This window comes from Asticcacaulis sp. MM231 (assembly GCF_964186625.1).
Lineage (GTDB): Bacteria > Pseudomonadota > Alphaproteobacteria > Caulobacterales > Caulobacteraceae > Asticcacaulis.
This window is the reverse complement of sequence record NZ_OZ075108.1, coordinates 765,128-783,259: the sequence shown is the minus strand read 5'-3', so window position 1 is coordinate 783,259 and position 18,132 is coordinate 765,128. Positions and strand designations below refer to the sequence as shown.

Sequence of the window (18,132 nt, the reverse complement as noted above, 5' to 3'; positions counted from 1 at the left end):
GCACCGTCATCAGAGTTATTGCGGCTTTTGTGCCGTTCTTAAATTAATATTCGTCAGATCATTGAGCATCTCATCAAGATTAATAGGCATTTCCAGATAAAGCTCGACCGGTGTCCTGGAGGGCAATGTGATCGGCTTCTGCAACCACTTGCCACTGATATAGTCGAACAGGCTGATATTCGCCTTTTGTTGATGCGGCGGGTCGAAATAGCCTTTGATGTGAAAATTGATATTCAGAATGAGGTCGTCCCGGGAATTGAGACGTGCGTCGAGCTGATCGTATGTGACATATTCCATCGCCTGATAGGCCAGATCCTGGAAGGGGTTGAAGGCCGGATCGGCGGCGGCGGCGGCTTGTGCATTCTTCGCAGCTAAGGCGGCGGTAGCGCTCGGTGCATCGCTCGTGACCGTACCTGTGGCCGTGTTTACACCCGTCACTGCCGTGCGATAAATTGATATTTGTCCCGGCGCATCCGATTGCATCGTGCCGTCAACGAATTTGAGGTGGCCCTGATCATAGACAAAAGGCAGATGGCCCGTCATATGCCCCTTGAAGCTCATGCTCTTGTTCAGACTTGTCGACGCGACAACCGCGCCGAAATCAAGACCATCAAAAGCCAGCACGCCCTTAATGGGGGCCTTGGCGTCAAAATAGATATCCGTCGGCTCCAGCCTGACCTGACCGCCAGGGCTTTCCACCGTGGCCCTTTCAAGCGTGAGATGGTCGCCAAGTATTTGCAGGCTCAAATCAAGATCGGTGAGCGGGATGCCTAATTCTGTTCGCGCCAAATGTATCTTCTGGCCAGGCAGAGAATGTAAAGGCGCCAGCGAATCGAACCTTATCTGACCGGTCAGGCCTTGCGAGGCCCCGGTGGAGCCGAAGAAACTCATGCCCACGCCGTAGGGAGCATGTTCGGTAGCCGCGACAAAATCATTCACGCCGATGGTCAGCACCCCATCGCTGGAACTGCTTGTCTTTGTCCAGTTGAAAGCCCCCTCAAAACTCATCGGCCCCGTGACATTACGGCTGAAAATCGCAGCCATCGGCGGTGACAGGTAGATCGGTTGCAGGCCATCAGGTACAAAATTCAGGTCGAGCGTCTTGAACGACAGGGCGCCCGCACCACTGGCAACATCATTGTCGAGATGGATTGCCACGATCCGCAATGGCTTGCCATCCGCGCCCTTGGTGCTTGGCGTGGCAGCGAAGAAACGACCGGTCAGGGCTTTCCGGTCCTGGCCGATGGTGCCGGATAGCAGCAGCGGATTGAAGCGCGTTGCGTCTTCGGGGACGCCGTCGCTCACCGTCGAGGTGGCCAGATCGGCCTTGAAACCAACACCATCCGCCAGAGCATAGGCCTCAAACGTCCCCTGCCCGCCTTTTAAGCCTACCACTTCGTTCGGCGCGGTCAGGGCGAGATCGCTAAACGCACCGCTGGCCCGCCAGGCATTGGGCGTAAAGACGAGGAAGGTCTTGCCGTTCTGACGCAGGGTGGCGGAAAGGTTCTCGACATGATCACCCAGTTCGGCCGATTGGGCACTGAAATGCGCCTCCTTATCGAGCGTGGCACTTATGCCGCCGCCGTTCAGCAAGGTGAAGCGCCCGTGGCCATCGAACTTGATACCGCTCACCGGATCGAAATTGAACTGCGCCGCCAGACTATACTTACCGGCCGCCACATTCCCCGACGCCGGTCCGAGATTATCGACCGCCAGCGCGATCTGCGGCAGGTCAGGGCCGCTTAGCGCCAGTCCGAAAGCGCCGCTATTGGTATTGGAATAGACCGGCTTTGTGGCATGCGGTGCCAGCGTCACCTTGCCGCCGCCCTTCAGGCCCGCTTCAGCGCCCTGCATCCGCACCGCCACCAGCGGGGTTACATCCGGGCTATCGCCGCTGACGGCCACGTTCAGGGCTTTAACGCGCAAGGAGAAACGATCCAGCGCGCGATCGAGCGCGATGATGGCGTCAGGCCCCGGATCAAGCGGCACACCCGGCTTTGGCGGGACTTTTGCGGCTTCAATGCGCGCCTGCGCCCGATCACGCGCCATGGCATTCAGACCACGGTAACGGGCATTATTACTGGCGATATTGCTCTTAAGCGTGACATTCCACGGGCCAGCGTCGCCGCCCGCCTTTGCGCCGCCTTCCAGCGAGGCCATGGTCTGATCCAGCGACACATCGCCGGTTGCCAGATGCCCAAGCGCCATGTCGCCGCTAAAGGTCGCCCTGGCGCCATCAGCATCGGACGCCACGGCCAGTTCGCCAAGGTCGATATGCGCCGCTTTCAGCAGAAGGTCGCCCTGTTGCAGCCGACCGACATCGCCCCTGACCGGGCCGGTCAGATTGAAGGCCAGGCCGGTTTCGCTGGAAAAGCCGGTATTGAGCTGGAGATCGCGGCCTTCGATACTGGCCGTATCGATCTGCATATCGCCGGCATGGAAGCTATCAGCGCTGGAGGTGACATTCGCGGCGCCGGAATAGGCGCTGCCCTTTTCGTTGGTTTTGAGCTGGCCATCGAGTTGCAGGTGGGCCTTGAAAGAGCTGGCGTGCAGGCCAGGATTTCGTACCTCGTCGGCGCGCAGATCGAAAACCGCCGCCGTCGGGCCGCTAAAAGCCTCGTACATCGATTTGGCATGGCGATAGGGCAGATAGGCGTCGAGTTCCAGGACGATGTTCTGGCCGTAGAAACGTTCTTCCTCCGCGCCGATCGTCTCGACCAGATTGCCGGCAGCCTTCACCGTCCAGTTGTCACCGGTCATGTGGGCCTGAACGTGGAGTTGATCGCCGTTCTTGCCGGTGTTGACCGAACGGGCGGTGATGCGGCCTTCGTGCAGATCACCGACACCGAGCTTGCCCGTCAGGTGCGTCTTTGGCAGGCGCAGATCGAGCATGGCGAGCTGGCCATTATGCAAACTGATACCACCGCGTCCGGTCAGTTTGCCGTAATCGCTGTCCACCGTCACGGTGGCATCCTCAATGAGAATATCGCGTGGCAGCGGGGCATTGGAGGGGGGCGCCGACAGGGCGTCCTGCACGATCTTGTCGAGCGTGCCGAAATTCAGCTTGCCGTCCTTGATCGAAAACGCCAGCACCGGCTTGACGAGGTGAATACGCTCGACGCGCGCCAGCGGCAGCCCGCCACCGGCAAAGAGATTGAGGCCATAATCGACGTCGAAACGGCCGATGCTCATGTTCGGATTTTTGCCGTCACGGATCAGCACCGCGCCGGACACATGGTTCAGCGAAAAAGCGTCAAGCTTGATATCGGCCGACACGCCCTGCCCCTTGAGCCAGGATTCGGCGACGGACTCGGCGATCTCCTTGCGCGCCACCACGACAGCGATACCGAGCGCTGCGGCACCGCACAGGGTGAACCACACCCAGCCCGGCAGCCCCGCGCCAGACTTTTTGGCCGGCGGCTTGCCACCCGGCCCGGCAGGGCGACGCCCCGGCAGGCCGATAGCATCGTGATCTTCTGGCCCATCATCACCGGCGCCATCGATCCCCGTCGGACGCGAAAAGCTGTCACCGCCGCTCATATGCACCGGGAACCACAGAGCTTCTTCGTCTGCCGCAGAAAGAGAAGGATGGGAAAAGGCAGTCATTCAGGAAATCTTGGACGCTTCTGCAAAGGCTTGGGCCGGGCATTTTCCCCGTTCGCGTACAGTATCATGCAAATCTCTTAAAAAATGTGGAGCCGATGACATTTTGTTTTATCCCTTTTGACACAGTCTAGGGCAGGTTTTAGCCCAAAATCCGGCGAACGCGTGATGCGCGCTCCCTTTTTGCCCCTTGGATGGATTTATGACGGTTTTCCACAGTTTATGAAGACCTTATGAACACAACACCCGAGACGCGAATTTGTCCATTCGCGACATTAATTTTTCATTAACCTGTTTGTAAGCAGGATTTTAAGGATAATAGACTAAATCCACGGGTCACAAGGATCCGTGACGGGGCAAAAACGTGCCTCATTTTCGCCTTATTTAGGCGTAAGCAGAGCCTTCCACATTGTTAAGACTCAGCCCATGGTGCCATTCATCACGAGTCTTGCCTGAAACCGTAGCCTTAGGCTTGCGAAAAACTGAGTATCCGGCCGCTCATAGCTTCGAGGGCCATATCGACAGGGGGCGAACCTTTACGCCCTTCGCTTAACAGGACGAATACGCGTACATGGCTCAACTTGACCCCCGCCGGCAGCCCGTCAGACTTACGCCCATGGTTTTTGCCCTGGCGACGGCGCTGACGGTCGGCACGCTTCTGTGGAAGATGGTGCAGCCGATGCAGGGTATGGGCGCGCCCATGGACCCCGCCGCCGCCATGGCGCTGGAAACGCAAGCCTATGCCGAAGCCGCCGCGCGTCCCGGTTACAGCCAGCCCATCGACATGCCGATCTCGCTGCGCGCCGGTGAAACACTCGATCAGGCCGTCACCCGTATGGGCGTGAAGCCCGATGAAGCCAAGGCAGCCATCAAGCTTCTGTCCCACTCCTTCAATATCACCAATATCAAGGCCGGCCTCAGCTTGGAGGCCGCCATAGCCAAGCCGATCAGCGGCGAGGGTGACGCCCAGCTTCTGGGCCTGACCGTCCGCACCGGCCCCGCCAAGCAACTGACCCTGACCAAGGACCGCGACGGCGTCATGCGCCTGCGCGCGCTGGAAGAGTCGGTACGCGATGAGCGCCGCGTCGCGATCGGTACCATTGATGGCTCCCTGTTCACCTCGGCCGCGGCGCTCGGCGCCACCCCGACGCTGACCGCGCAGGTCGTCAAGCTGTTCGCCCACAAGCTCGATTTCGAGCGCGATATCCAGTCGGGCGACACTTTCAAGATGGTGTTCGACCGCAAGGTCACCGAAAGCGGCCGTACGGTCGAGGCAGGCAATCTGCTGTATGCCGAGATCGAGGCTAAGGGCGGCGTCGACCGCTTCTATTCCTTTACGCCCAACGGCGGCCGCTCCATCGAATATTATGATGAAACCGGCAAGAATATCAAAGGCTTCCTGCTAGCAACGCCGATCTACGGCGCCCGCACATCGTCCGGCTTCGGCATGCGCTTCCACCCGATCGTCGGCTTCATGAAGATGCACACCGGCATCGATTTCGCTGCCCCCACCGGCACCCCGATTCAAGCCGCCGGCGATGGTGTGGTGATGGACGCCAAGTGGTGGGGCGGTTATGGCCGCTGGGTCCGTATCGCTCACAATAAAGAGTGGGAAACCGGCTACGGTCACATGTCGTCGATCGCGGTCCGTCCCGGTCAGCGCGTGACGCAAGGCCAGATTATCGGTTATGTCGGGACCACCGGCCGCTCAACCGGTCCGCATCTGCATTTCGAGGTCTGGAAAGACCACCACCCGATCGATCCCAAGGGCGCCAAGGTGCCGCAATCCAGCATGCTGGCCGGCAACGACCTGAACGCCTTCCGCGCCCGCAAGCGTGAAATCAACTCGATGATCGCCCTGGCTGAGGTCAGCCCGAATGGCACGATCCAGAAAAACGACGCCCTGGCTTATCGCGTCGACAACGAGAACCAGACCGCGCGTCCACAGGCCCTGGCCCAGACCGAGGTCAGCCCTGTGCGCAGCAACAGCGCCCGCCCCTTGCGCTCCGCCCTTACCACCACACGCGGCACCCGCTAAACTTCTTAGTCTTACAAACACCTGACGCGGGGAAGCGGTCAGCCTTGTGTCCGAATAATAGCCGGCAAGCGACGCGGGCACTTAAGTACCCGCTAGCGCAGACTGCGTATTAGTCGGCCAAGGATGACCGCTTCCCTATTCCAGGCGGTCGGCTTTGTATAAACTCGGAAACAGCTTCATCCAGGCGCCGGTGACGACCAGCGAACCGATGCCGCCAAAGAGCGCCGCATTGACCGGCCCCATCAGGCGCGCGATGACGCCGGTTTCGAACTCACCCAGTTCATTGGACGCACCGATGAACAGGTAGGACACAGATGCGACGCGGCCGCGCATATGGTTGGGCGTGACGATCTGGACGAGGGTGCCGCGGACATAGACACTGATCATATCGGCTGCACCGAGCACGATCATCGAGATAATTGACACCCAGATCATTTCCGAGACACCAAAAGCGATGGTCGATAACCCGAAGACCGCCACGCCACCGAACATCCAGCGTCCGGCATTGCGCCGGATCGGCCGGTAGGACAGGATAAACGAGGTGACGATAGCGCCGATGGCCGGCGACGCGCGCAGAATGCCGAACATCTCCGGTCCGGCATGCAGGATATCCTTGACGTAGATCGGCATGAGCGCGATGGCGCCGCCCAGAAGCACAGCGAACAGATCGAGCGAAATCGCGCCCAGAATGACCTTGTTGGACCAGATATAGGCCATGCCTTCCTTCAGCATGGCGGTCTTGGAGCCTGAGGGCGCATCCGGCAAGGTGGGAGCGCGGATGGTCATGATCAGAACCGCCGCCAGAAGGCAAAGTCCGGCGCAGAAGCCATAGGCGAAACGTGGCGATATGCCGACCAGCACGCCACCAATCGCCGGCCCGACGATCAGACCTGCCTGAAAGGCCATGGAATTGACGGCGATCGCCTGCGGCAGGATATGCTTGGGCACCAGCATCGGACCAATCGCCGAACTGGCGGGCGCGCTGAAAGCCCGTAAGGCGCCCAGCACGGCGCTGAGGGCGAACAGGCCCCAGAACGGCGGATTGGGTATAAAGGAATAGGCGAAGAAGCCGAGCGACAGCAGCAACTGCAGCAGCAGAACGACGCTGACGATCTTCTTGCGGTCATAGCGATCAGCGACAATACCTGCCGGCAGGGTGAAGGCGAACAGGGTGATAAACTGTGCCAGCCCGATCAGACCGACATAGAGCGCCGATTCCGCCACGCCCTGCGTGCGGCGGGCAATTTCGTAAACCTGCCAGGCAATGGCCGCGCTCTGCGCCGAGGTACCCAGCACACCGGCGAGGCGCGAAATCCAGAAGGCGCGGAAATCAGGGATTTGCAGGGGGTGGCGGTTATCCTCCTGCTGCGGCGGCAGGTTGGGAGCCATCGGATCGGCGGGCGTGGTCACGGCAAGGCCTTATCGGAAAATACAGGACAGACAGAATTTTTTAGTCTTCCCCCGGAGTCTAATCGGACTTAGAGGAAAGCTATGGCAAATGCACCCAAAAACCTTGATGTCGTTCACTTAACACAGGCGCTTATTACCCGCCCCTCGGTCACGCCGGTCGATGCCGGTGCCATGGATACGGTGCAGCAGGTGCTGGAAAGCCTGGGCTTTACCTGCACGCGGCTGAAATTCGGCGAGATCGAAAATCTCTATGCCCGCCGCGGCACGTCCGCGCCCAATCTGTGCTTCGCCGGCCATACCGATGTGGTGCCAAGCGGCGTGCGCAATCTGTGGCGCTACGATCCGTTTGGCGCCGAAATCCATGATGGCGCAGTGATTGGGCGCGGCGCGGTCGACATGAAGGGCGGAGTCGCCGCCTGGATCGCCGCCGTATCGCGCCATGATGATCTGAGTGGCTCCCAGAAAGGCTCATTGTCCTTTCTGATCACCGGCGATGAGGAAGGCGTGGCCACCGACGGCACCATCCGCGTGGTCGAGTGGCTGAAGGATCAGGGCGAGATCATCGACCACTGCATCGTCGGCGAGCCGTCATCTTCGGCGCAACTCGGCGACATGATCAAGGTCGGCCGGCGCGGCTCGGTCAACGCCACCTTCACCGTCACCGGCAAGCAGGGCCATGTCGCCTATCCGCAGCGCGCGCTTAATCCACTGCCCGTGCTGGTCGATCTGCTGGGTGCGTTGAAAGCCCGCATGCTCGATGACGGTTACGATCAGTTCCCGCCATCAAATCTGGAAATCACCACGATCGACACCGGCAACACCGCCACCAACATCATCCCTCAAGATGCCCGCGCCCGCATCAATATTCGCTTTAATCCGGCCCACACCGGCGCGCAACTATGCGCCTGGTTCGATGAGGTCGCGGCTCAGTTTGCGGCTAAGACCGGCGCGCAGATCGAGGTCAAATCAACCATTTCAGGCGAGGCTTTCCTGACCGAAGCCAGCACCTTTGTCGATCTGATAGCGAACGTGATCAAGGACACACTCGGACTGGACACCGACCGCTCGACCACCGGCGGCACGTCCGATGCCCGCTTTATCCGCGCGCTATGTCCGGTCGTTGAGTTCGGCCTTGTCGGCCAGACCATGCACCAGATCAACGAATGCGTAGCGGTGGCCGATCTCGAAGCCCTGACCGATACCTATTCGGCCCTGATCGAAGCGTATTTTTCGAAGTTCGGCTCTTCATCATAGGTCACTTGCGTCAGGTAAAGGCCTTGCGGCGGCGCCACCTGACCGCAGGTGGCGCGATCGGCCGCGGCCAGGGCTTCCGCCACATAGCCGACCGGCCGCCGTCCTGTGCCGACATCGACCAGGGTGCCGGTCATGGAGCGCACCTGGCGATGCAGGAACGAACGCGCCGCAAAGACCAGATGCACCTCTTCGCCAAAGCGCTTCACCCGCGCGATATCCAGTGTCTTGACCGGTGACTTGGCCTGGCAGCCGATAAAGCGGAAGGTGGTGAAATCATGCTTGCCGAGCAGGCTTTGCGCCGCTTCGGCCATCGCCTCGACATCAAGTGGCTTCTTGACGTGCCAAACGCGCCCCTGATCGAGCGCCGGCGGCCCCTCGCGGTTGATAATGCGATAAAGATACATGCGGCCGGTAGCGGAAAAGCGCGCCGAGAAGTCGTCATCCACAATCTCCGACGCCAGCACCGAAATCGGCTGCGGCATCAGGTAGGCGTTCATGGCGTCGCGCACCACCTTGGGGCGGTACTCTTTTTCGAGGTCGAAGGTCACCACCTGTCCGGTGGCGTGGACGCCGGTATCGGTGCGGCCGGCCGTGGTGATGCGCAAGCGCTGGCCGCTGAATTTAAAGATCGCGTCTTCCAACGAGCTTTGCACGCTCGGCTGGTTTTCCTGCGCCTGAAAGCCATTATAAGGCCGGCCATCATATTCGACGAGGAGTTTGTAACGCGGCATCAGAGCAGTCGATCGCCGGGATTGAGCAGGCCCCCATTGAGAAAATCGGCGGCATCCTGCGCCGCCTTACCCTCGCGCTGAACGCGCACCAGTTCGATGACGCCCTCCCCCGTGGCGATCTTCAAACCGCCCAGGAGACGGGTGCCGGGCGTCTCGCCGCTGACCTCATCTGTGACACGCGACATCAAGATCTTGAGGCGCTGCTCGCCCTTTGGCGTTGGTAACATGCACCAGGCGCCGGGAAAGGGCGACAGGCCGCGGATGTGAAAATCGAGATCGCGCGCCGGACGGTTCCAGTCGATGCGCGCTTCCTCGGGCGTGATCTTTTTGGCGTAGGTCGGCTCGCCTACCTGCGCCTGTCCCGCCGCACCGCCGCGCTCGATGGCGGCCAGCGCCACCGGCAGCAGCGAAGCACCCAGCAGGGCCAGTTTGTCGTGCAGGGTCTGGGCGGTGTCCTCAAGCGCGATTTCCTCACGGCCGGTCAGGATGATCGCGCCCTCGTCCAGCCCTTCGCTCATACGCATGACCTCGACGCCGGTGTGGCTGTCACCGGCCATGATAGCCCGCTGGATAGGGGCTGCACCGCGCCAGCGCGGTAGCAGGGAGGCATGTAGATTGAAGCAGCCGAGCGACGGGTGATCGAGCACTTCCTTTTTGAGGATTTGACCGTAGGCGACCACGATACAGGCGTCGATATCGAGCGACTGGAATTCGGCAATGGCTTCCGGCGCCTTCATCGATTTCGGTGTGCGCACCTCAAGACCGAGGCTCTGCGCGAAGGTATGGACGGGCGACGGACTCAGTACCTGCCCGCGCCCTTTTGGCGCCGGCGGCTGGCTGTAAACGCAGACGATATCATGCCCGCTCGCCACCAGTTCGGCGAGAGCTTTAACCGCAAATTCGGGCGTGCCCATGAAAGCTAAGCGCATGACAGATTCCTTTGTAATGGGTTTAGCACGGGGCAACCCGCTGTGAGCCATCGAAAAGTATTAGCTCACGAGAAACGTAGCGGAACGTACTTAAGTACGTGAGCAACGTATCGCAGGGAGATGATGCTTTGCAGATGCTCGCAGTAGGGTTGACTAAGCGGCGCGGGTGAGCTTCTTGACTTTGGTCACCGCCCGATCGCGCTTCAGCTTCGACAAATGATCGATAAACAGCACGCCTTCGAGGTGGTCCATTTCGTGCTGGATGCAGACGGCGTAAAGGCCGTGCGCGTCTTCTTCGACCTGCTCGCCATGATAGTTGAGATAGCGGATCTTGACGTGAGCCGGGCGCTGAACCTCGTCATAGATTTCCGGCACCGACAGGCAGCCTTCTTCATAAGGCAGGGTGTCGTCCGATTTCCAGATGATCTCAGGATTGACGAAATAGCGCGGGTTTTTGATCCCTTCGGCATCTTCATCAGCGCCTTCAGGCTTTTCCTGCAAGTCCATGACGATGACACGGACCGGTTCGCCGATCTGTATCGCCGCCAGGCCGATGCCCGGCGCATCGTACATGGTTTCCAGCATATCGTCCATCAGGGCACGCAAAGCGTCATCGACCTTGTCGACGGGCTTGGAGACTTGCTTCAGGAGCGGGTTCGGAACGGTGATGATATCGCGTATGGCCATAGGCGTGATGTAATATTGACGAGATAAAAAATCAAGCTAGAGCAGGTCTTCGTCAGCCGATTGTAATGATTTCAACTTGTTAGCCACCTTCGGCTGGGCTTCGATCGCTGTCAGATCCGGCATGGGCTTGCCTTGATGCTCGACCTGTAGCTCTTCGAAGCGCCGCGCCTGAGTCAGCACCTTGCTTTCCAGCGAGCCGACAAACGCGTTATACTTCTCAACCGCGCGTCCAAGCGCCCCGCCAAGACCATGAACATGATCGCCCATCACCGACAGGCGGGCATAGAGTTCGCGGCCAAGATCGGCGATGTGCGAAGCATTCTTCATTTGGTCTTCGACGCGCCAGCCGTAGGCCACGGCTTTACACAGCGCGAACAGGGTGGTGGGCGTGACGATAATGACCTTCTTGTCCATCGCCTCGTTCATCAGTTGCGGCATCCGGTCGAGCGCCGCCGCCAGGAAACCATCGCCCGGAATGAACAGGGCGACGAAATCGGGCGACTGATCCTTGAACTGATCCCAGTAGGCCTTGCCGGACAGATCACGGACATGAGCGCGCAAGCCCTGCGTATGGCGCTGCAAGGCGGCTTCGCGCGCCTCATCATCGAGCGCATCCATCGAATCGAGAAAGGCCGTCAGGTTGACCTTGGAATCGATAACGAAGACACCATTCGATTTATCACCCGGCATCCGCACCACCACGTCCGGACGGCGTCGGCCTTCGTCGGTATCGAGGTTGTGCTGCTCGATAAAATCGAAGCGTGTCAGACCGGCCGCCTGCAAGACATTGCGCAAGGTTTCCTCACCCCAGCGACCTTGCACGCCGGCACCACGACGCAGCGAATTGGCCAGTTTCTGCGTCACTTCGCGGGTCTGATCGGAGGCGCTCAGAAGCTGCTTGATCTGCTGTTCCAGTTCGCCGCTGTTCTTTGAGCGCGCCTCTTCCATCGCCTTCACCTGCGCCTCAAAACGCGTCAGGGTTTCCGAGACAGGCTGGAGGCTCGAATTCATCCGTTCCAGCGCCAGCTTTTCGCGCGCCACAAACGATTCCTCAGCGCGTTTCAACAGCGAATCCGACGAGGCCTGCATGGCCTGATGCGACACAAGCTGGAACTGCTCGCTCATGGCGGCCTTGGCGTCTTCCAGATTGCGCGCGCGTTCCTTTGCTGCCGACAGTTCGGCGGTCACATCGGTCAGGCGATCCGACAGATCTTCATTGCGGCCGCGCAGGCGTTTCGCCTCGGCCAGCGACAAAAACCAGGCGCCGGCGAAAACGGCGGCGACCACCAAAACGACCAGCAAACTCACGGTTGACATGTTCATGCTATGTTCCTAACTTCCGGAAACGAACTTGGCAAGTGCTATTTCGCTGCTACAGTTCGCGTATACAATGGTAAGAGGCCAGAATGATCGACGCAAAAGCCGCCGCGCGAAAAGCCTTCACCGGTCGCGCCCCCTGGACCTATCTCTATCTGTTTCTGATCCCTTTTATCAACTGGGCCTATGCCGCCGTGCCGACCATTCCCCTGCCAGATCACGGCGAATGGACACCGCTGGCTATCGTCACCGGGCTGGTTTTGGTGGTGCGTGATTTTGCTCAGCGCGAGATCGGCCACTGGATCTTTATCCCGCTGATGATTGGACTAGGCATTTCGTTCAAAATGGCGCCAGCCGAGATTGCGATGGCCAGCGCGGTCGCCTTCGGCATCAGCGAGACCATCGACTGGGGACTGTTTACCTTCCTCAAACTGCCCTTATCGAAGCGCGTCTTTATCTCCGCGGCGGTTGGCTCGCCGATAGATACAACCGTGTTTTATCTGATGGCGGCCACGGTTATTCCGGGCATTTTCAATATCTGGGCCATTGGCGCTTCGATCCTCAGCAAGCTGCTTGGCTGCGTGATCGTCTATCTTCTGATGAAAAACCGGGAGCGAAAAGCTGCCATCGCAGCTCCTATCCCCTGAGGCTTGTCAAATCGGGTATGGACAACACCATCGATTTCCAAACGCCCCCTCTCAGCCTGCCATAGATTGCGTAACCCGCTCAGGAGAACTTCCAGTTCACTCGGTTCAAGCTGAATATTCTTCAGTTTTAGAAGGGCATTATTTCCAAGCCCTATGCGCTTTTCGACATAGCAGCCCACATCGAATGATGTCTCAGCCGGCTGCTCTAGGTTTCCGTTCCACAAACCGACACGCCAGCCAAGTTCCGGAATAGGTTCACGCGGCATATCCTTATAGTTCACGCCTTTTTTAATAGATTTTGAAGCACGTCGTCAGATTTGAATTCAATTACATCTGACTTGCGGACGTGCTTACGTCCTCTTGCATACCATTGGGCATAATCCCCCAAGGTCTCATGTATTAAGGAAAAATGGTCTTTTGCCCGGGTTATACAATCCGAAAGCGCCTCTCGCCGAGAGGGCCAGTATACTCCCAGGAAAACATCCATGAATTACCTGCGCGACTTGAAGGCATGGGCGATGGTATTATCATCCAGCCAATCCAGATCGCCGCCTACGGGCACGCCGCGCGCCAGGAAGGTGATGTCGACCTGATTGTCAAAGCCCTTGAGGCGGTCGGCGATATAGTGCGCGGTGGTCTGGCCCTCGACCGTCGCCGGTAGGGCCATGATGATTTCGCGCACCCGCCCCGACCGCACGCGCGAGATCAGACTATCGAGCCGCAGGTCTTCCGGCCGGATGCCATCGAGCGCCGACAGAAGCCCCCCCAGCACATGATACTTGCCGGTGAAAGCGCCAACACGCTCCATGGCCCACAGGGCGCTGTCCTCTTCGACGACGCAGATCATGGTTTCATCGCGCATCGGATCGACGCAGGTGGTGCAGGGATTTTGCGTCGAGAGACGTCCGCAGATACGGCACGAATTCGATCTTGTCGGCGGCGTCCTGCATGGCGTGTGTCAGCGGAATCAACAATTGATCACGGCGTTTCAACAGGGCCAGCGCCGCGCGTCTGGCCGAACGCGGGCCGAGCCCCGGCAGCTTGGACAGCAGGGCCATCAGGCGTTCGATTTCAGGCCCGGCGCCGGACATCAGAACGGCTCAAAAAAAAGAGAAAAGAAAGGAAGTGTCCCCACCACCAAAGCGCAAGAGCGCTTCGGTCCCCCTCCCCGACGAGTTGGGGAGGCATAAGCAGAGAGGAGCACCTTATACATAGATTAGAAGAATTTCGGCAGGTTGGGCAGACCGCCACCAGGGCCGAGATCCTTGCCGGCTTCCTGCATGACCTGGGTGTTCAGCTCATCGAGCTTGCGGCGCGCATCGCCATAGGCGGCACGGATCAGATCGGCCAAAACCTCGCCCTCGCCACTGACCAGCAGGCTGTCGTCGATCGTCAGGCCGCTCATGTCGCCGGAGCCCTTCAGCTCCATCTTGACCAGACCGGCACCAGCCTGACCGTGCACGGTGCTGGCGTTCATCTTGGCCTGCGCCTCATGCAGCTTTTGCTGCACCAGTTGCGCCTGCTTCATCATGGCCTGAAAATCCATCAGTCATTTTCCTTATCAATATCAGGGCGTTCGTCTTCGGGCACAATCGGCTCGATCTCGACGACCACGGGCTTTGGCTTGGCGCGAACGGCGGTGATTTCCGCGCCGGGGAAGGTTTGCAGCACTTGCGCCACGAAAGGATTGGCCTGCAGGCGCGCCTTGGCAGCGTCCCGTTCGCGGCTATCACGCTCCATGATGGTTTCGGCACCGCCGCCGCCCTCGGTGGCGATCAGCCAGCGCTGGCCGGTCCATTCGCGCAGCTTCATCGACAGCTTGCGCACCAGATCGCCGGGGGCATTGGGCGCGGGTTCAAAGGTGATCGCGCCCGGCCGGAACGCAACCAGCCGCACAAAGCGCTCGACATCGACACGCAGGCCGATATCGCGCTTGTCAGATATCAGTTGCAGCACCTCCTCGAAGGTCTGCGGATTGGGAATGGCCTGTTGCACGGGCCGCATCTGCACCGCCGTGGCGCCACGCGCCGAAACGCCGCCGCCCGGCCCGGAAGGCGCACTGCCGGGCGCATTGGGCACCAGTGGTTCGCCGCTTTGCAGGCGCTTCATCAGCACTTCCGGCCCCGGCAGGTCGGCGGCATAGCACAGCCGCACCAGCGCCATTTCAAAGGCCGCGCAGGCATCGGGCGCACGGCGCAATTCCTCAAACGCCTTGAGCATAAGGGTCCACAAGCGGCTGAGCGTACCGGCGGAAAGCTGAGAACCTAGCGCCGTGACGCGCATGGCCTGCGCCTTGGGCAGGCGCGTGGCGTCTGCACCCAGGATCTTGGCCACGCTCGTGGCGTGGGCGTATTCCAGCATATCGCCCATGATCTGCGACGGATCGGCGCCGAAGCCATAAAGCGTGCGGAAGGCCAGCAGGGCCTCGCTCATCTGGCCGGAAATGATGTTTTCGAACAGAGACAGCGTGGCGCCACGATCGGCCAGACCCAACATATCGCGCACCACTTCGGCGCTGGTGATCTCGCCGGCGCTGCCCTGCACAAGCGCCTGATCGAGCAGGGAAAGGCCATCGCGCACAGAGCCTTCGGCGGCGCGGGCGATGAGCGCTACGGCATCGGGATCGATCTTCACGCCTTCGAGACTGCAGATCTTTTCGAGATGCGGATTGAGGGTTTCCGGCTCGACGCGGCGCAGATCGAAACGCTGGCAGCGCGACAGGATGGTGACGGGCACCTTGCGGATTTCGGTCGTGGCGAAGATGAACTTGGCGTGGGGCGGCGGCTCTTCCAGCGTTTTCAACAGCGCGTTGAAGGCGCCGGTGGAGAGCATGTGCACTTCGTCGATGACGTAGACCTTGTAGCGCGCCTCTACGGGTGCATAGCGCACGGATTCGAGCAGATCGCGCATGGCGTCAACACCCGTGCGCGAGGCGGCGTCGAGTTCGAGCACGTCGATATGGCGACCTTCGATGATGGCCTGGCAATGGATGCCCATGACCGACAGATCGACGCTGGGGCCATGCACCGTGTCGCTCTCATAGTTGAGGGCGCGGGCCAGCAGGCGGGCGGTCGTGGTCTTGCCGACGCCGCGAACGCCGGTCAGCATGAAGGCGTGGGCGATACGGCCGGCGGTGAAGGCGTTGGTCAGGGTGCGGACCATCGCTTCCTGACCGATCAGATCCTCGAAGGTGCGCGGGCGATATTTGCGCGCCAAGACCGTATAGGCCTCCGATTTCTCGATCGGCTTGGCCACGGCGATGGGTGCGGGCACAGGGCCGCCGCCGAACATGTCATCGGTGGCGTCATCGCGCTCCGGAATGTCTATTTCCGCGGCGGCAAAGGGATCATCGAGGTCAGGATGTTCGGACATGCGGGATTTATAACGTCTTTCTTCACAGGCGTCTTCGATAAAACGCGATTCGCCCACAGGGAGGAAGATGGTGATGTTTGCTTAAATTCCAAGCCATCCGGCGATTGAGGCAAGGGCGACGGCCCGTCCGAGCCGATGCGAGGAGCCTCGCGGCGCTTGAGCGCACCAGAATGGTGAGACGACTGACCCGAAGGTGAATTCGTTGTGGCTGCTGCCTTCCGGCCCTGACCAGGTTGGCGAGGCCTCCGCCCAGCCGTCTCGCGGCCTATATGCGTATTTTTCGTGACCATTGCAAGAGGGGATTTTTGCGGTCAGATTGAGCCCTTAAGACGTAAGAAACCTCACCACCATTGCGCTTCGCTTATGGTCCCCCTCCCCGGCAAGCAGGCGGGAACTATTTTTCTTATACCTCCCCAATTTTATTGGGGAGGGGGACGCGCCTCACTTGAGGCGTGGTGGTGGGGTATCTTACTGATTCTGACTGGAAACATGCCCATGCCGCTGCCCACCGAAACCACACCGAACGGCTATGTAAAACGCTGGTGGAAGGAGGCCGTGGTCTATCAGGTCTATCCACGCTCATTTTATGACAGCAATGGCGATGGCATCGGCGACCTGCTCGGCATCATCGAAAAGCTCGACCATATCAAGGGGCTCGGCATCGATGTCATCTGGCTGTCGCCGCATTTCGACAGCCCCAATGCCGACAATGGCTACGATATCCGTGATTATCGAAAAGTAGGGGCCGAGTTCGGCACCATGCAGGATTTCGATGACCTGCTGACGGCGATCAAGGCCGCTGGCATGAGGCTGATCATCGACCTAGTGGTCAACCATACCTCCGATGAGCATGAATGGTTTGTCGAAAGCCGGTCGTCACCTAACAATCCCAAGCGCGACTATTACATCTGGTCGGATCGCAAACCGAATGACTGGACGTCGATCTTCGGAGGCCCGGCTTGGACGCAAAGTCCCGGCGGCGACTGGTATCTCCATCTGTTCGACCCGAAACAGCCCGATCTCAACTGGGATAACCGCAAGGTGCGTGAAGAGGCTTACGACATCATGCGCTTCTGGCTCGACAAGGGCGTCGATGGTTTTCGCATGGATGTTATACCTTTTATTTCCAAAGATAAAACCTTCCCGAACCTGCCGGAAGACTTACGCGCCAAGCCGCAATATCTCTATACCACCGGCCCGCACGTGCATGATTATCTGCATGAGATGAACACCGAGGTACTGCAAGACTATGATGTCATGACAGTCGGCGAAGCTTTCGGCGTGACGCTGCAGGATACGCCGAAATTCGTCGACGAGCGACGGCAGGAACTCGACATGGTGTTCCAGTTCGCGGCGGTTGAGGTCGATCGCGGCGCCGACGGCCGCTGGAAGCCCTGGACCCTGCCGCAGCTCAAGGCGGTCTTCACAAGGCAGGACAAGGCGCTCGATCACCACGGCTGGCCGACCATGTTCCTCAGCAATCACGACAATCCGCGCATCGTGTCGCGCTATGGCGATGACAGACCTGAGTGGCGCGAAAAATCGGCCATGCTGCTGGCGATGCTGATCCTGACCATGAAGGGCACGCCCTTTATCTATCAGGGCGATGAGCTGGGCCTGACCAACCGCACCTTCACCCATATCGACCAGTTCAACGATCTGTGGACGAAGAACGCGTGGCAGGATGAGGTGGAAAACGGCCCATGGTCGGAAGCGGATTTCTTAGCCAACCAGAACAAGGTCAGCCGCGATCACGCACGGATGCCGATGCCCTGGACGGCGCAGGGCGGCTTTACGAACAGGCAAGCGTGGTTCGCGCTCAATCCGAACTTTACCGAGATCAATGCCGAAACCTGCCAGACGATCTATCGCTTCTACACCGATCTGATCACCCTGCGTCACGCCGAACCCGCCTTGATCTATGGCGATTACAGCGATCCGGCGCCGGCGCATCCGCATCTTTTCACCTACACGCGCACCTTGGGCGACACGACGTTTTTAATCTACCTCAACTTTTCCGCTGAGGTTACGGCCTTCGAGAGCGACGCTGAATCGGAACCTGTGCTGAGTAACTACGCCTCGCCTTTCGGCCCTATGCGCGGCTGGGAAGCCCGGATCTATAAGGTTTGACAGCCATACTTGGC

12 protein-coding genes, 1 other RNA gene and 1 pseudogene are annotated in these 18,132 nt (G+C 59.7%); 4 read left to right on the top strand and 10 right to left on the bottom strand.

The features are described 5' to 3' along the window. Positions 1-15 precede the first annotated feature (15 nt). Positions 16-3,606: a YdbH domain-containing protein gene (locus ABQ278_RS03725; protein WP_349321267.1), complete on the bottom strand. Its 3,591-nt coding sequence runs from the start codon at positions 3,604-3,606 to the stop codon at positions 16-18. Positions 3,607-4,219: 613 nt separating this feature from the next. On the opposite strand from ABQ278_RS03725, the gene ABQ278_RS03720 reads away from it, so the two are divergent. Then, a complete protein-coding gene (locus tag ABQ278_RS03720) occupies positions 4,220-5,641 on the top strand; it encodes a peptidoglycan DD-metalloendopeptidase family protein (RefSeq protein WP_349321266.1) in 1,422 nt (473 codons plus the stop codon). Positions 5,642-5,776: 135 nt separating this feature from the next. On the opposite strand, the gene ABQ278_RS03715 is transcribed toward ABQ278_RS03720, so the two are convergent. Continuing rightward, the gene (locus ABQ278_RS03715) at positions 5,777-7,051 is read right to left on the bottom strand and encodes an MFS transporter (RefSeq protein WP_349321265.1); all 1,275 of its coding nucleotides are present in this window, start codon (positions 7,049-7,051) and stop codon (positions 5,777-5,779) included. 81 nt (positions 7,052-7,132) lie between these two features. Between ABQ278_RS03715 and dapE the strand changes: the two genes are divergently transcribed. Next, a complete protein-coding gene (gene dapE, locus ABQ278_RS03710) occupies positions 7,133-8,305 on the top strand; it encodes a succinyl-diaminopimelate desuccinylase (protein WP_349321264.1) in 1,173 nt (390 codons plus the stop codon). On the opposite strand, the gene truA is transcribed toward dapE, so the two are convergent. The 4 genes from truA to rmuC form a co-directional block, all read right to left on the bottom strand. After that, positions 8,254-9,036, bottom strand: coding sequence for a tRNA pseudouridine(38-40) synthase TruA (gene truA, locus ABQ278_RS03705; RefSeq protein WP_349321263.1), 783 nt, complete (start codon positions 9,034-9,036; stop codon positions 8,254-8,256). The genes dapE and truA overlap by 52 nt on opposite strands. Continuing rightward, on the bottom strand, positions 9,036-9,965 hold the full coding sequence (fmt, locus tag ABQ278_RS03700; protein WP_349321262.1) for a methionyl-tRNA formyltransferase: 930 nt from the start codon (positions 9,963-9,965) through the stop codon (positions 9,036-9,038). The genes truA and fmt overlap by 1 nt, the downstream gene beginning before the upstream one ends. A gap of 153 nt (positions 9,966-10,118) precedes the next feature. Next, positions 10,119-10,652, bottom strand: coding sequence for a peptide deformylase (def, locus tag ABQ278_RS03695; RefSeq protein WP_349321261.1), 534 nt, complete (start codon positions 10,650-10,652; stop codon positions 10,119-10,121). Positions 10,653-10,688: 36 nt separating this feature from the next. Next, positions 10,689-11,975 (bottom strand): DNA recombination protein RmuC, encoded by a 1,287-nt coding sequence (gene rmuC, locus ABQ278_RS03690; protein WP_349321260.1) that lies wholly within the window; start codon positions 11,973-11,975, stop codon positions 10,689-10,691. A gap of 83 nt (positions 11,976-12,058) precedes the next feature. Between rmuC and ABQ278_RS03685 the strand changes: the two genes are divergently transcribed. Then, a complete protein-coding gene (locus tag ABQ278_RS03685) occupies positions 12,059-12,616 on the top strand; it encodes a VUT family protein (protein ID WP_349321259.1) in 558 nt (185 codons plus the stop codon). Positions 12,617-13,106: 490 nt separating this feature from the next. On the opposite strand, the pseudogene recR reads toward ABQ278_RS03685, so the two are convergent. From recR to ffs, 4 genes and pseudogenes are all read right to left on the bottom strand, one after another. Then, positions 13,107-13,710: pseudogene (recR, locus tag ABQ278_RS03680) on the bottom strand (recombination mediator RecR). Between the two features lie 122 nt (positions 13,711-13,832). Then, the gene (locus tag ABQ278_RS03675) at positions 13,833-14,162 is read right to left on the bottom strand and encodes a YbaB/EbfC family nucleoid-associated protein (protein ID WP_018081327.1); all 330 of its coding nucleotides are present in this window, start codon (positions 14,160-14,162) and stop codon (positions 13,833-13,835) included. Next, positions 14,162-15,988 carry a DNA polymerase III subunit gamma/tau gene (locus ABQ278_RS03670; protein ID WP_349321258.1) on the bottom strand — a complete coding sequence of 609 codons (1,827 nt, stop codon included), beginning with the start codon at positions 15,986-15,988 and terminating at the stop codon, positions 14,162-14,164. Before ABQ278_RS03670 ends, ABQ278_RS03675 begins: the two co-directional genes overlap by 1 nt. A gap of 169 nt (positions 15,989-16,157) precedes the next feature. Continuing rightward, positions 16,158-16,251, bottom strand: an RNA gene (gene ffs, locus ABQ278_RS03665) — signal recognition particle sRNA small type. Positions 16,252-16,483: 232 nt separating this feature from the next. Here ffs and ABQ278_RS03660 point away from each other — a divergent pair. Then, the gene (locus ABQ278_RS03660) at positions 16,484-18,118 is read left to right on the top strand and encodes an alpha-glucosidase (RefSeq protein WP_349321257.1); all 1,635 of its coding nucleotides are present in this window, start codon (positions 16,484-16,486) and stop codon (positions 18,116-18,118) included. The last annotated feature ends 14 nt before the right edge of the window (positions 18,119-18,132 follow it).

Coding starts and splice junctions, on each gene's coding strand:
- ABQ278_RS03725 (WP_349321267.1), bottom strand. CDS start 3,606: ATGACTGCCTTTTCCCATCCTTCTCTTTCTGCGGCAGACGAAGAAGCT.
- ABQ278_RS03720 (WP_349321266.1), top strand. CDS start 4,220: ATGGTTTTTGCCCTGGCGACGGCGCTGACGGTCGGCACGCTTCTGTGG.
- dapE (WP_349321264.1), top strand. CDS start 7,133: ATGGCAAATGCACCCAAAAACCTTGATGTCGTTCACTTAACACAGGCG.
- truA (WP_349321263.1), bottom strand. CDS start 9,036: ATGCCGCGTTACAAACTCCTCGTCGAATATGATGGCCGGCCTTATAAT.
- fmt (WP_349321262.1), bottom strand. CDS start 9,965: ATGCGCTTAGCTTTCATGGGCACGCCCGAATTTGCGGTTAAAGCTCTC.
- def (WP_349321261.1), bottom strand. CDS start 10,652: ATGGCCATACGCGATATCATCACCGTTCCGAACCCGCTCCTGAAGCAA.
- rmuC (WP_349321260.1), bottom strand. CDS start 11,975: ATGAACATGTCAACCGTGAGTTTGCTGGTCGTTTTGGTGGTCGCCGCC.
- ABQ278_RS03685 (WP_349321259.1), top strand. CDS start 12,059: ATGATCGACGCAAAAGCCGCCGCGCGAAAAGCCTTCACCGGTCGCGCC.
- ABQ278_RS03675 (WP_018081327.1), bottom strand. CDS start 14,162: ATGGATTTTCAGGCCATGATGAAGCAGGCGCAACTGGTGCAGCAAAAG.
- ABQ278_RS03670 (WP_349321258.1), bottom strand. CDS start 15,988: ATGTCCGAACATCCTGACCTCGATGATCCCTTTGCCGCCGCGGAAATA.
- ABQ278_RS03660 (WP_349321257.1), top strand. CDS start 16,484: ATGCCGCTGCCCACCGAAACCACACCGAACGGCTATGTAAAACGCTGG.